Origin of the sequence: Haloarcula sp. CBA1129 (genome assembly GCF_008729015.1) — an archaeon.
In the GTDB taxonomy this organism is placed as follows: Archaea; Halobacteriota; Halobacteria; order Halobacteriales; family Haloarculaceae; genus Haloarcula.
On the sequence record NZ_RKSM01000001.1, the window covers coordinates 799,830 to 813,570 of the forward strand.

Annotated in this window: 14 protein-coding genes; 8 read left to right on the forward strand and 6 right to left on the reverse strand. The window is 54.0% G+C overall.

Going from position 1 to position 13,741, the window contains the following annotated elements:
* Positions 1 to 195: 195 nt before the first annotated feature.
* The 4 genes from Har1129_RS03975 to Har1129_RS03990 all read left to right on the forward strand — a co-directional run bounded on the left by Har1129_RS03975 (position 196) and on the right by Har1129_RS03990 (position 4,037).
* Positions 196 to 1,404 carry an orc1/cdc6 family replication initiation protein gene (locus Har1129_RS03975; RefSeq protein ID WP_151099494.1) on the forward strand — a complete coding sequence of 403 codons (1,209 nt, stop codon included), beginning with the start codon at positions 196 to 198 and terminating at the stop codon, positions 1,402 to 1,404.
* Between the two features lie 396 nt (positions 1,405 to 1,800).
* Entirely contained in the window at positions 1,801 to 2,382 is a 582-nt protein-coding gene (locus Har1129_RS03980; protein ID WP_151099496.1) for a hypothetical protein, read from the forward strand.
* Positions 2,383 to 2,447: 65 nt separating this feature from the next.
* Positions 2,448 to 3,458, forward strand: coding sequence for a hypothetical protein (locus Har1129_RS03985; RefSeq protein WP_151099497.1), 1,011 nt, complete (start codon positions 2,448 to 2,450; stop codon positions 3,456 to 3,458).
* A 237-nt stretch (positions 3,459 to 3,695) separates the two neighbouring features.
* A complete protein-coding gene (locus Har1129_RS03990; protein WP_151099499.1) occupies positions 3,696 to 4,037 on the forward strand; it encodes a HalOD1 output domain-containing protein in 342 nt (113 codons plus the stop codon).
* Positions 4,038 to 4,200: 163 nt separating this feature from the next.
* Here the strand turns inward: Har1129_RS03990 and Har1129_RS03995 are convergent, their stop codons facing one another.
* Complete coding sequence (locus Har1129_RS03995) at positions 4,201 to 4,461, reverse strand: hypothetical protein (protein ID WP_151099501.1); 261 nt, start codon at positions 4,459 to 4,461, stop codon at positions 4,201 to 4,203.
* 88 nt (positions 4,462 to 4,549) lie between these two features.
* Here Har1129_RS03995 and Har1129_RS04000 point away from each other — a divergent pair, with 88 nt between their 5' ends.
* Entirely contained in the window at positions 4,550 to 4,798 is a 249-nt protein-coding gene (locus Har1129_RS04000) for a hypothetical protein (RefSeq protein WP_005533486.1), read from the forward strand.
* Between the two features lie 453 nt (positions 4,799 to 5,251).
* On the opposite strand, the gene Har1129_RS04005 is transcribed toward Har1129_RS04000, so the two are convergent.
* On the reverse strand, positions 5,252 to 6,514 hold the full coding sequence (locus Har1129_RS04005; RefSeq protein ID WP_151099503.1) for a Cdc6/Cdc18 family protein: 1,263 nt from the start codon (positions 6,512 to 6,514) through the stop codon (positions 5,252 to 5,254).
* A 421-nt stretch (positions 6,515 to 6,935) separates the two neighbouring features.
* Here Har1129_RS04005 and Har1129_RS04010 point away from each other — a divergent pair, with 421 nt between their 5' ends.
* Positions 6,936 to 7,412 carry a hypothetical protein gene (locus Har1129_RS04010; protein WP_151099504.1) on the forward strand — a complete coding sequence of 159 codons (477 nt, stop codon included), beginning with the start codon at positions 6,936 to 6,938 and terminating at the stop codon, positions 7,410 to 7,412.
* 507 nt (positions 7,413 to 7,919) lie between these two features.
* On the opposite strand, the gene Har1129_RS04015 is transcribed toward Har1129_RS04010, so the two are convergent.
* Positions 7,920 to 8,285 (reverse strand): hypothetical protein, encoded by a 366-nt coding sequence (locus Har1129_RS04015; RefSeq protein ID WP_151099505.1) that lies wholly within the window; start codon positions 8,283 to 8,285, stop codon positions 7,920 to 7,922.
* Positions 8,286 to 8,920: 635 nt separating this feature from the next.
* Here Har1129_RS04015 and Har1129_RS04020 point away from each other — a divergent pair.
* Complete coding sequence (locus tag Har1129_RS04020; RefSeq protein ID WP_151099507.1) at positions 8,921 to 10,207, forward strand: 2'-5' RNA ligase family protein; 1,287 nt, start codon at positions 8,921 to 8,923, stop codon at positions 10,205 to 10,207.
* Positions 10,208 to 10,316: 109 nt separating this feature from the next.
* Positions 10,317 to 10,757: a hypothetical protein gene (locus Har1129_RS04025; RefSeq protein WP_151121202.1), complete on the forward strand. Its 441-nt coding sequence runs from the start codon at positions 10,317 to 10,319 to the stop codon at positions 10,755 to 10,757.
* Positions 10,758 to 11,643: 886 nt separating this feature from the next.
* Here Har1129_RS04025 and Har1129_RS04030 read toward each other — a convergent pair.
* The 3 genes from Har1129_RS04030 to Har1129_RS04035 all read right to left on the reverse strand — a co-directional run bounded on the left by Har1129_RS04030 (position 11,644) and on the right by Har1129_RS04035 (position 13,146).
* Positions 11,644 to 12,525 (reverse strand): hypothetical protein, encoded by an 882-nt coding sequence (locus tag Har1129_RS04030; RefSeq protein ID WP_151099509.1) that lies wholly within the window; start codon positions 12,523 to 12,525, stop codon positions 11,644 to 11,646.
* Between the two features lie 186 nt (positions 12,526 to 12,711).
* Positions 12,712 to 12,846: a hypothetical protein gene (locus Har1129_RS21145; RefSeq protein WP_255518328.1), complete on the reverse strand. Its 135-nt coding sequence runs from the start codon at positions 12,844 to 12,846 to the stop codon at positions 12,712 to 12,714.
* Entirely contained in the window at positions 12,847 to 13,146 is a 300-nt protein-coding gene (locus Har1129_RS04035; protein WP_151099510.1) for a hypothetical protein, read from the reverse strand. It lies immediately after the preceding gene.
* Positions 13,147 to 13,741 lie beyond the last annotated feature (595 nt).

Genomic DNA, 13,741 nt, shown 5'->3' on the forward strand with positions numbered 1-13,741 from the left:
CACTGGCCTACCTGTCCTTCTTACTCCAAACTAGGTGTGTGTCTCCCTCCATCTTACTCAAAATCTGGTGTGGGTCAGCTAAGTTTTGTGTAAGAAGGAAACCCTGATATCTATCTTTTCACTTGTTTTCGCGGGCATCTTACTCATAACTAGGTACCTAAGTTTTATTTCGCTGACTGCTGTCTAACTCTAATAATGGATAGCGAGGACGGATCAGAGACACTCCACAGCGTATTTGATAGTATCGATAAGAGCGGAGGAAGAATCTTTGAGCAGCGTGAGATCCTTCAGATTGATTACGTACCCAGTGAAAAACGCATCGTCGGGAGGGATGAACAGATAGAGAAAGTTGCTGAAGAGATCGGGCCAATTGTCGTCGGGAAGCCACCGAATTCGATCATCATCTACGGGAAAACCGGATGTGGGAAGTCACTCGTTGCAAAGCACGTCTCCAAGATTGCCCAGGAAGAAGCTGAAAACCGGGATGTGAAGCTTGCTACAGGATATATTAACTGTCAGCAGGCAAAGGGTAACTCTGACGCTCTGAGCAAATACGGTCGTGCAATCAACCCACCAGAAAGCGGTGTAAAGTTTCCGGCACGCGGGATTTCAGAGAACGAGTACTTTGAACGGGTGTGGTCGGTCCTGAACGAATTTTATGACGCTGCAATCATTGTCTTGGACGAAGTTGACAAACTCAACAACGACGATCTTTTGATGGCCTTGTCAAGAGCCGGGGAAGACGGAAGTGTTGACGTTCCAATTGGAGTGATAGCGGTATCAAACAAAATCAACTATCGGGACAAAATGAGCGAACGGACAAAGAGCTCATTCGGCCATAACGAATTTATTTTTGAACCCTACGACGCGGAGCAAATCCGAGAGATCCTTCAAAATCGGACCGATGCCTTCGTTGACGGCGTCCTTGATGAGGGAGTCATTCCCCGTGCTGCGGCACTGAGCGCCAAGGAACATGGAGACGCACGAAAGGCCATGCGCCTCCTCCGATATGCTGGTGACCAAGCGAACAAGGAGAACGCTGAGCGAGTAAAAGAATCACACCTCTCAGATGCACGCGCCACAGCAGAGTCTGATCGGTTGCTTGAATTGATTTCTGGGCTTCCGCCCCATAGCAAGCATATTCTAGTCGCGCTAGCGAACCTCAGTCAGAACCACCCAGACCGAGAATGGTTCCGGACGATGCGAATACGCGAGATGTATCTCAATGTTTGTGATCAGAGTGGGGCAGACCCGCTTTCAACAGAACGGACCCGACAGCTACTCAACGAACTCTGCTTTTTAGAGATTGCAGGGAGTCGACGAGGGACTGGAGAAGGGAAAGGGCACTATAGCCAGTACACGCTCCTGTGGGACGCAGATATCGTCCTCACACTTGAAACCTGAGTTGCAGTCTCATGCGTCTTTATCTAAGCCCAATAGTAATATACATATACCAAATTATGCACACCAGTACTTGGGCGAGAAAATCAATGGCTGACGTCCTCACTCTCTCAAGATCAAGCGATACAGTTCCTCTTCAACTGAGCGTTCTTCGCCATAGCTGGTCTGAGCAGGCCGTATATTGCCGAAAAACGCGGTTGGGGTGTATTACTGAGAGTATTAACTAAAGACGAATGGTTGCAGTCTTTTTTGTCCCGGCATGGCGGATTCTCTGGGTTTGCGCTCATTTCTGAGACATAACCAGAACTCGCTACGTACCCAACTGTTCTCACCAATATTCTATTTTTGCACCCACAGCCGGGTGAGGGGTGCTCCAGCGGGAGCGTCCTGACAGTACCCATGGCATCGAAAACCACCAACAGCAGTCAGACCGGAAAACAGGCAAAACAAAGTGAATCGCAGTCGTTCCCAGAGTTGACAGTCCAAGCCGAAGGGACCGCAGACCGACTTCGGCGCGTGAATGAAACTGGGAAGGCCGATTGTCTCGAAACGGTCGAAGTTGAGCTTGCTGTTGAGTACGTGATCGACTCATACGATGAGTGGTGCAGTCTCATCGACCCGGACTACGTCAAACACGGACGGACCGTTGAGAAGGGCACGGTCATTGACGACTTGCTCGACAGACTCGAAGAACACTACCGTCGGCAATCGTCCTCAAGATATGAGGCCTCAGACTGGAAGCTGACAGTAACTGGCTCAGCAACCGCTTGGAGACGCCTCTTCATGGAGTGTATGCAACTGCGTGGCTCAGATCTCGACCGTGCCGACAAAGGCACTCTTCGTCTCAAGCAGTTGCTCGCCGCAGACCTTGCAGACACAGGCGCAGCGCTGGCTGCCCTCGAACTCATCAACCAGCACGGCCTCGACGCGTCACCGGACAGCTTCATCGAAGAAGTCGCAGACGGCACAGGCTGCGAGTAGCCAGCTCACGCCCAGTCTCGGCTGCATTCGTTTTCTGTGACCCTCATGGCTGGAGTTTAAATACGATGACGAACGCAACCAAGCGTGTGACTGATCGGAATCCTGAATACGACCCCGCAGACATTCGAGGTGCAGCGAGTTCTGACCCTGAAACACGGGAAAACGGGCGGGAACGGGTCCTCAAATCCACCGGCTATCCCAGTCAGACAGAGGATGAGACTCGCACCTGTTCGACCTGCGGACAGGAGATTCCACAAGATAACCGCCAGTGTCCGTTCTGCGCTCAAACCGGTGTCTCAGAGATTCCTTCCGGCGATCAGGATAGCAGCCCACTTGGGGAGTGGACGTTCGGCCGGGTCGTACTCGCACTCGTCGAAGCGAACACTACCTTCCACGCACGAGCACTGGGCGCTGCGGCCTTCTCCGTGTCCAGTAGCATCGCGAGTGGCGAGGATACCTCTCACGGCACGGTGAAGTGTCGAGCGGCCTTTGGCACCGAGCCAGCCTCCAATCTCACTCAGGGCTGGCCCGACCTGCCGACTGAAACCACGATCGACGAGGAAACTGGACAGGCGCTCTTGGAGACAGCCGACGAGCAGACCGATTGGGACGGCGACGTCCAGCCACGGATCTATCTCGAGGACGGGACACCAATCACCGACCGCTCGGAGTTCCAGCGCCTCACAGAGGAGTTCCGACAGGACGATGGGACGTACTGGCTTGTGCCCGGCGTCGTACAGCGCCACCAGGCGAGAGCCGAACCGGAGATAGTTGGTATCGGGTTTTACTGTCGGCAGTGTGGCGCCGTGACGGGACACGAATCCCACGGGTTCGATGGCTTCGAGTGCCATCCCCATCTCGACCGTATGATCTGGACCTGTAGAGAGTGTGGACAGCACCGACACGAGCCCGAGCAGGAGGGTGACACGGAGGAGGTTACGGGCTATGAGCACCTTCCCGACGGCGTCTCACCCGAGGACATCCACGGCGACGAGCCAGACTTCCAGGAGCAAGAGTTCCAAGACCAGATCAGTGCCTATCGCGAGCGGAACGGATTCCTCCCGTGGGAGCGGTAACTGCCGTGTCGAGATAGCAGTCAGTCTGGCCAGCGTGTCATAGAAACAGTCACAGCCGATTTACTCCGGTCAACTTGAAATATTGAAATAGATATGGTTACGGAAGGCAGTGCAAGACACAGAGAGTGTATGCAGCACTGATCGATTACGTCGGTGATTAACTCGGAATGACTTCTGCCTATGTAACTCAGATCCTCACAATAGTGTCTTATGTGTGGGGATTGTACATTATTTTTGATGAGGGATTCTAAATTAGCGCTGACTCGGAGCTGTACGGTAATTAGTGATAGAGAGTTCGAGAAAGACGGGGACCAGACGCTCACGGAGGCGTTTGTCAATGCAATTGCTGAGGCTGAAGGCGTTGCCCCAACTGAACTGCCGCCATTGTACGAGTCGGTAGATTTTGACGCACTTACTCAGTTGATGGAACCACCCGATGAAGCTATTGATGGGAATGTGATCATGGCATTGCGGATCGGCAAGTGGAACGTATTCGTGAGTGCCAACGGCCGCATTCGTGTCTGTGACGCGACCATAGAGACCGACCCCGAATCGATCTTCGAGGATGAGCCGGTATAGATTACGTGATATCCCTTCGCAGTAGTCCTTTCTATGTATCGAACGCTCTCTTCGCACGCTATTTGACCAGAAAGTCGTGCAAGACTTGTGCCCTATATCTTGCACGCGACTCTTGGCAAGACCCAGCCAAACAGACTGTGCGAAGCCATCTATGACACGTTCGTCACTCTGGCAGTAGCCGATCCAAAACGACACTTGTCCCGTCCTCGGTCCGGGGCACTGTATTCTCCAGCAAGTGCTCATCAGTTTCGTCGACGTCGAGAATACCAGTTTCGACGATCCGGGGGCCGTCTTCTCTCTCACCGGTGAGGGTCAGGCACAGCTGACCGTCGACCTTCCCGCCGACGACCGAGATCGCCGCAACGTCATCGGGAAACGAGACGGTTGTCCAACCATCGGGTTTCCGAACCCGCAACTCGGTCATTAGTTCTTTTTCTCTCGGCAAACAGCATCAACGCTCCGTCTGGGTCAAGACGTATTTTCTGACTCCCTCGTGGCTGGAGGACATCATCTTGAGTGACACAGAATCGCCTTCGTTTGAGGAGTATGACTTCAACCACGGTGACCGCGTTCGCGTCGACTGGACGGACGGACAGGGACCACTCGACGAGGTCGTGGGCACTGTCTCAGGAATCTCGCGCAGCGCCGGCGACGTGATCGTCGCTGTCGAGGCCGACGACGATCAGTATCCGGACAACTCGCTCTACTACGGTACTCACGACGCCGCTCCCGAGTGGGTCGAATTGCTAGAGCAATCCTAGTCTGACGGCGGCCCCCTCCAAAGAGAGCCGTCAGCAGAGAGTTATGGCGCAACAGTACTGGTATTTGTCGGCGGTGCTGACTGTTTGATATGGCCGAGCGATAGCTGGGGCTGTGGTTTCAGATGCAGGTCGTGGTAAGGCGCTCGCTCGTCCGTCGTCGACGTCCATTACGGTTCGATGCGAGCGATAAAGTCCACATTTGGTTCGTCTACAAGTGACGCCACCAGTACTACAGCTGCGGCTGGTCAACGACGACGGTGCCACAGCGGGGACAAAGCAGGCGGTCGCGCTGAACAGAATCGTCCATGATCCAGTCACTGCCGATTGGGCTGGCGTGCTCGCAGGTCGGACAGAACAGCGCTGCTTTTGAAAATTGCTTCCTCGCCACGGGGTCAGAGTGAGCTAACCAACGATCAAGAGCGATTGTGTAGTTGTTGGTTAGTCCAGTGTCGGTCAGACGTAGGACATCAACCGAGCCTGCTGGGCCTCGTCGGGATCAGGGACGAGGTCGTAGCGCTCCAGTGTCGATTCAGAGCCATCCTGATCCTGTTTGAGCCCTTCGAAAACGAGTTCGGGGGAGACTTCCAGCGTGTGGATGTACGAACGGCCACCCGCCCGGCCGAGGTTGCGCTCGTCACGCTCAAGCAAGCCATAAAGGCGGATCGAGTCCAGGAAGTCGTTGACTCGACGCTTCGAGCGGGGTTCGTAGCCACACACCTCACAAATATTCTCATAGACCTGGTAGATGTTCTTCGCACGGGGAGAGGCCTCGTCGTCGATATTGAGGAAGGCCGTCGCGAGCAACGCGAGTTTCATCTGTGAGGTGAGCTGTTCGCGAACGATTGTGAGGACGCGCTGTTCCTCAACGCGGCTGCCAGCCTCTTCGACGTGGGCTTTAGTGACCTGCCCGGCATCGTGTTTGCGTGCGATATTCCCAGCCGTCTCAAGCAGATCGAGGGCCTCGCGAGCGTCGCCCTGTTCTTGGGCGGCCCGGGCGGCACACAGTTGGATCACACCCTCGTCGATAATCCCGTCCCGGAACACGAGATCGCCGTAGTGCTGGAGGATATCAGTGAGTTCGGTGGCATCGTAGGGCGAAAAGAAAATTTCGTACTCACAGAGCGTGCTCTTGACCCGCGGGTCCAGCGAGTCTTTGAACATATGGTTGTTCGAGATGCCGATGACACCGACGCGGGTGTCCTCCAGTGACCCCATCTTGCGAGCTCTAGGGAACTCATACAGGAGTTTGTCGTTGTCCGCACCGAGCATATCGATTTCGTCTAAAACAACGACGACATCGCCCTCGAGGTCGTCGAGTTCGTCGTACAGTGTCGACCAGAGGAAGCCCTTTGTCGGTCCCTGTTCGGGGACCTGATCGTCTGGGGGCCGGAGCTGGTTAACGAGCGAGATGAGGACACTGAAGATACTGTCGTCCTTGTTGCAGTTGATTTCGAGTATCGTCACCGGGACATCGTGCTGGGCGGCTTCGGCGCGGAGGAACTGCATCATTTTCTTCGTGACGACGGTCTTGCCGTTGCCCGTTTGCCCGTAGATGAAGACGTTGTTCGGGCCGAACCCTTCGATGACATCCTGCAGGGCTTCAGAATAGCGGCTGACTTCGTCTTCGCGACAGAGAATCGTCTCGGGGGTATAATCCTCATCGAGAGGCCGCTTATCGGCGAAGATTTTCCCAGGCTCGTCAAACGGGGAATCCATGTTAGATGTATTCTCAGACCAATCGATAATAAATCCCCAGTTCGAGTGTTTCGAGTGTTTCTCCTGTTCCAATGCATGGTTGCCTATTGACTCCCCCTGTTTCGAGTGTAACCATCATATAGAGAGGCTGTATCGATGATTATGGGCGTTCACCTGTTCGTGGTGAAGCAGTGAATGTTCGTCACCCCCCATTTCGAGTGTTCTTTTAGTTTTGGACAGCGGGCTGTGCTGGAGAGTTGACAGTGGGACTTCGGATTGTCTCCAAGCAGATGAGTGGGACATGACTGACCGACAGGCTTCCCTCAGCCTCCTACCGGTCATCTGTGAGTGTTCTGTATCGAGGAACCAGACAGAGAGGTAATCTACTAATGCTGTTCAGGACACACAAATAATATGAAAGAACGGTAACGAGGTGACAGACATGTCTGGTGTCGAATCGGTGCTAATCAAGGCGATTTTAAGCAGTGTATCAAGCAAGGGAACCTCTCTATTATTTTCTGAAGCGATAGAACGACTTCAAGAAGAAAAGGATCTATCTGAAGATGAAATTCAATATATTGATCGGGCAGTCCAAGTTATCATAGACATCGAACTCACATATAAATATAATATTGAAAATAGAGATGATCCTGATGTAGAGACTTTTTTGCAGGATTTAGATAGTGCGGCGAAGGAGGCTACAGAGCTGGAGGTCATCTCCGAAATGAAAGGGTTCGATCCCAAGAAGGGCGGAAGTAGTGTACTAATAGGAGTTGCGTCCGGTATGGCCGCAATATCTGACAATTACGCAGGTGTCAGCGACCGAGATGATATCCCTCAGGATACTACCCCGGACGAACTGTACCAAAGCTCTGCAGCCGCCCGAAATAGTATGCCGATTTTTGCAGATACAGAGTAGCCTGTTGTCCTGTGATGTCATCTCCTGCTTTACTGCACCCTGCAGCACTAACTGAGACGGTAGATTTGCACACTTACTGACCGAGTGATCCAATCATTTTTTCATGAAGCAGTTTTCGTGAGAGAGATTCTGGTGGTGAGATCCTCCGATTCACACACACCCCCCGTTTCGAGTGTTCTGCGGGAATCATCTGTTTCCCCAGGAATCACATCTCGAACGGCTTCGATTCCACCGAGAGATGGCTGCTACGGCGAAGATCAGAGAGTGAGTTTCGGGGGTCCAGTGATCGAGTGGTGTCGCTGTCCTGAATGTTATATATATTCTTTTCTACTAGGTAACGTTAGTAGTAGTAGTAGACGGCTCACTCCTATGATAAACACTCGAAACGGGGGGTGATCGGAACTGTCTTTATATACGAATCGGGCGGAACCGCTCTTCCGTCGGAGAGACTGTCGCTCGGAGCAAAACACTCGAAACGGGGGGTGTGTGTGTGGTCCCCCGTCCGAATCAGGCTGGATCAACTGGCCCCACATATTGGCTCGTGACAGTGTCGCCCTCTCGCCACTGCAGGTAATAGTAGTCACGTCCGTCGATGGTTTTGGTTGTGAGCGTTCCCTTCGAGGCTGGGATGTCTGCCTTTTCGTGAGCCTCCGCAAGCTGGTCATCCCACTCATTCTCAGCCCACTCGTCCGGTGTGTCGTGTTCTGCTATGGGTTGGGTGTCGGTCTCGGTTGGCTTCTTGAAACGATCAGAGAGTGTCTCGAGGGCGGTGATTGCCTGCTCGTGTGTGTCGATTAGGTCCGCTGGAATCTCGTTGGAGTCGATGGCTTCCAGTTCCTCCAGTGCCGCCTCGGCGTGGGCTCGGTCGCTCATGTACTAACCAACACTCTTGCGGAAGTTATCGGTTGTGTTGGTTAGCGATGATGGTTGGTTTGCTATCTCCGTTGTGAGTGTCGAATCAGCTACGGCTCTGTTGAGACAGTCAGAAGTGTGAGTTTTCTTAGCCTCAATCGCTCAGTATAAGAGATGCGGTGATCAGCAAAATGTACCGGCTATCAGGACCAGATTTACCGTACAAGATGAAGAGCATGAGTTCAGCACGAGATGGTGAACAATTCCTGGTTAGGAGCGGGATGGATCTGGATGCTGCTGTTGCTGTGTCAAAGATGGTCTCTATCGCGACGACGACTTTGGGTTCCTGTTTTTGCCATAATTTCCGGTACGGTGGTTCGGAGACGAGTCAGGTCGGAATCTTGTTGCTGGGATTCATCACGAATACGTTGACGGCGGTGAACCATTCGATTATCTCGGCGTATATGATTCATGGGTCGGGGAACTTGTTTGAGAAGGCGCTTTCGTCAGGTATCTGGGCGAATGAGGTTTCTACCGCCGTGGCGTTGCTCGTAGCTGTTGCTGCCGGTGTCCTACTCGGATTCATTTTCACCCTGGATAGTCGGTGAAATATTCTGTGGACAACTACTTTGTCCGGTTGCTGTCTCAGGCAGGGTATGTCCAATAGTTCTCGGTCTGACGGCGGGGATCCGTCCAAGGGAGGTGATGATCGGGAGGTTCTCTTGTCGATGTATGATCAGCACCGGCAGGAGATCCGGGCTCACGGGAAGCGGAAGAGCCGTCGATATCTGGGTTCGCTTACGGCGCTTGGTGTCATCGTCGGATATGTCTTCACGACCAACGGTGATGCACGGGTCTTAGTTTTAGTGCCGTATGTGCTCGGGTTTCTCTACTTGTCTCACATTTCGTCGATGCATTACGTGACTCAGTTGGCTGCGCTTCTGGCCTTGATCGAGGCGAAGCTGGATCATCTTGGTGCAGAGTATGAGCTATTCCACGGCGGGTTCAGTATCCGTCAGAATCCACGGTTCCAGAATGTTGAAGCTAAGTATCTCAAGGAGTTCAAGCACGCTAAGAAAGATTCGGATCTGCAAGGTCTGCATCGAGTTATACAGCTTTGTGTTCGTTATTCGATGAGGGGTATTGCTCTTACAGCATATATTGTCCCGATGGCGGCTGGTACGTGGGCTGTCTATCGTGAGGGGGCACCAGACGATTGGACTGGTCTCTTGTCGATGTTCCCGGGTCCCTCTTGGATAGGTCCAGATTTGGTAGGTCCAGCTTTGATACTTGGAACACAGATCGTTCTGCTCGTTGTAATTGGGGCAGCCTGGTTGCAGTATAGAAATCACAAGGACCTACTTAAGTCAGGGGTTCTGGAATCAGTACTGGAGGATGACTTGGAGTCGAGGATTGGGGAGATAGAGGATTTAGATATGTATTCGGTATGGCTTGTTCCTGACCGCGGCTCGGAGGCGTATCAGCAGTTAGAAGAGACTGTCGAGGAGTACGCTCAGCTGGACGAGGATGCACCTGAGTTTGAACCGCATATCACCGTAGTAGGCGGGATTCAAGCCAGTGAATCAGTGCTAGAGGAGGGTGTCCAGAGTCTTGCTGAGGGACAGGGCGTCTTCGATGTCGAGTTTACGCGGGTTCAGTGTTCGACGACGAAGCACCAGTGCGTGTTTTTGCTGGTTGAGCCTACAGCGGAGGTTCTCTCTTTGCACCAGGAGGCGGTAGAGGTGTTTGATGTGGATGGTGGGATGTATGTCCCGCATCTCAGTCTCATCTACAGCGATATGGATGTAGAGGAGCGGTTAGATTTGGCCGAGTCAATCGATATGTCGGCCTTTCCGAGTACCGTTCAAGTCGGCGAGCTTGTACTCGTCAAGACGACAGGGCCTGTCTCTGAGTGGGTGACTGTTGCGAGATATAATCTGTAGGTTGACCTCAGCTGCGGGCTGGTGCATACAGGAGCCAGGGTGTCAGGCGAATTGCTCAGTTATAAGCCAGGTGTCTGTTATACTGTCAGAGTAGATGGTACTGTTACGGATGGGACTGGGTCTTCTGGGCTCTATCTCTGGTTTGCTGGCGGTGGTCGCCGGTCAACGAGTTGAGCCGTTCTACTCATATCTCGCCCGGATCTTTCCGTCTACCCGTAGTTTGTACGCCGCACGGGAAGTGATCTCGGAGCAGGATAGAATCCGGATCCGGAATGGTTACCAGGATGAGTTGGAGACTGCGCACAGGGTTTTCATCGACGAGTATGATTTCTACGAGCAGTATCAGCCGACGAAACTCCGTTTTATGCATAACTCTTTCAAGCTCGAGTACGCGGATAGGCGGACTCAGACAAGGAGGAAGACATCGAGAGAGGATGTCCTCGAATTGTTCGACTCCCGTATCTCGGAGGCGTTGGGAACGATATCGGCTTACGCTGCTATAGTCTGTGTCCTAGCGTTTGCTGCGTTGATTTTGACCGCTGTCATCTGATTTCCTTGTTGTCTGAGGGCCAATTTCTTGGAGAGGAAGAGGCGGAAGCTGAGTCGGAAAAAGTCGCGGCTTGAAGATGTGAAGGAGAGGGGGATGAGATCTTGGAGGATCTGGATGATGCGATTGAGGAGAACCGTGACCGGCTTCGAAGACCTCAGGGATTTGCCGGCGGTGATACTGAGGATCTGGTAGAGTGCCTTGGGTGCGAGGTATTATCTACCTTGCGGGTGCGCCTGTGTGAATAGTTTAAGATTTGGTGCCGTAAATCTTAGCAAGCGGATGTGCGTGTTATATTCCGCCTATACTTGGCACAAAGGGGTAGCCTCGACACTCCCAAGGTCCGTCATTAGATAAAGTGCTGAATATGCGCGTTCCATCTTGCACGGTTCTCTGAAAACATATGAACGTTGTCAGCACTTTCAGCGATCAGGTTGCAGGCTTCGGCGACAGACTGTTTCGTATGAGAATACATCTGAGGAATAGCATTCCAACAGAACGGCTGAGGATCCTCCGTTTCCAGTATTTCGCGCTAACCAACAAGCTGAATGAATACCTCTCTGTGTTGGTTAGCAGTAGGAAGTTTACTCCAGCGGTTGATTCAATACATAGAAGATATCGATAGGCTCCAAATCTCCCGCTGGACTGTTCTCGTCCAATGCTGGTAACCGTCTCTGAGGAGCGTCCGTCACACCCGTTGTGAACCAGCGAACTGCTCTGGTCGCTCCGTTCGTGTTACGACCACTCACTACACTCCTGAAACCAAGGGATCGCTCCCGGTTCCTGTAGCTACCAAACAGTGGCGTCGGCAGCGGCAGGGCACGTGCCACCGCGTCCGACAGCGTCGATTTAGTGCCGATTCCCGTCTTCGTCGGTGTCCGTCACAGGGTCAGGCCGAGGACTCCACCACAACGGGTGTGACGCCACCCGTCGCGGCTTTGTGGTCGCTGTTCTCTAACAGATCGAGGCCGATGTAGCGTTTTTCGAGCAGTCCTTCAGCGACCTTCATATCCATCGCGAGGATTTCCGTTTTCGTCTGGTCTCGTCCGACCTGCCGGGTTTTCTCGACGATATCATCGCCGCCCAATTCGACGAGTGTCTCCCAGACCCGCTTGATCGTCTGGCGATGGGGCTCTTTCCCGAGTTCGGCAGTCAAAGCCGTTTGCAGATCGGCTTTCGTCATGAAGACGCCGCTGCCGTCGGTACGCTTAGTGGCAAACTCCGGCCAGCGTTTGGCGACGGCAATCGCCCGATAGGTGTTCTGTCGGTTCGAACGCTCGACGAACATCGTCTTGACTTTTGACTGGCGGCAGTTCGCGAAGAAATCCAGTGGCGAACTGCTGGGTTCGATGCCCTCGGGCAGCTGCTCGGCGTCCTCTTGCTGGTCGGTGTCGGCTTCGAGTTGCTGGGCCTTGGCGATGGCACTCTTGGCGATATCGTGGGTGGTCTCCTGCTGGGTTTCGACGTCGTTGAGGCGGCTCTCGTTTTCGGCGGCGTCACCGACGGCTGTCGTCGCAACCTCGTGGGTCTGTTCGAGGTCGGCCTCGAGGTCGTCGACGCGGGCTTGGAGGTCGTCGATGGTCGTGACCAGCGTCTCAAGAACACTCGAAACGGGGGGTGAGACCTCGTCGTCGAGCTCGCTGACAAGTGACTGGAGGTCGTCGGTATCAGTGCCATCCTGTTCGATGTCCATGTCAAGGTGGTCGGCGAGGGCTTTGTCGGTGGCTGTGTCGTCGGTGCCGTCGTTGTTGGGGTTTGTTTGTCGTGGCATTGTGACCACAGGACCCGTGCTCGGAATCGAACCGAGCAGTGCTGACCACAGCACGGGCTATCGAGGTGTCGACTGGCGCTGCACCGCTGACTGGGACCGGTATCTGGTAGCAGCTGGAGTGACGCTTGAGCACCTGCCAGCCTCAACGCCGGCTAGGAGCGACGCTGGTGGGCATCCCGTAGCGGGTCACATCTCGATCACCGCTGGACGCTTGCTACCGATGTCGTGGACGAGGGCCCCGGTCACGTCGCGGAGCCACCGCTCGTCAGGCTGTGTGGGCGCTGTGTCGCGTTCAGTCGTGACCGTAGTTTTCGGGGCCATCTACTGCTTCTCTCCCGCGAACGGCCTAGGAGGGCTGCTGTTGCGTTCGACTCGCGCATAGTCTGTCAGTGGGACGGTGAACGACAGGCACTCGTCAGCGCGCTCGACGGCGGTGGCCACCTGCCGGCGCGTGGCTGTGTCTGGCTCAGACGCTCGCAGTCGGTGGATTGTCTCGGTCGACAGGTCGGCAAGCAAGACGCCTGTGGCCTGCTTGGCGTCGGCAGTACAGACGAGCAAGCGGGGGTCGCTGTCGGTGGTCGTGATGGCGACGATTTCGCCGACGGTGGGCTGGGGCGTCATAGCGCCACCTCCCGGTGGGATAAACGGCTTGTCAGCGGGTGGCCACTCGGCAGCGAATCAATAAACAGCGGGACGGTATCACAGATTTTTTGTTTACTAACCACATATCGTTTGGTTAGGTTCTGGTCCCCGCCCCACTTCCTGCTGACTCCCCCCAAATTCATCGATTGGTTTGGGTCCAGAACCTGTCGTCGCTGGTGACGACCCCCAACGGTGGACACGCCACGCCCCATTCCATGGCTGTCCACCATCCGTCCGCTGCTTCGGATAGCTGAACAGTACGTTCTGACGGCAACTGGGCGAAGCCGAGACTCTGTTGCCGTTATATTCTGTCGTGGGAAAGCCAGCAAACCGGGAGGTTAGACGGCTCAAGCTATCTATTCTGGTGACATAAGACCTAATTGTTGAACGTGCAGTACGTGTAAATGGGTTCGGGTCACTGCCCAACTCGCTCAGACAGCCCATCTGAGCCACCGACTGGATTGGACCCAGAACCCGCGCGTGCCTCTGACAACAACCGGGCGACTCGTTCTGTGCCCATCGTCGCCCGGAATATGCTTTCTGGTAAGAATATAAAATAGATATGGTGTTGTTG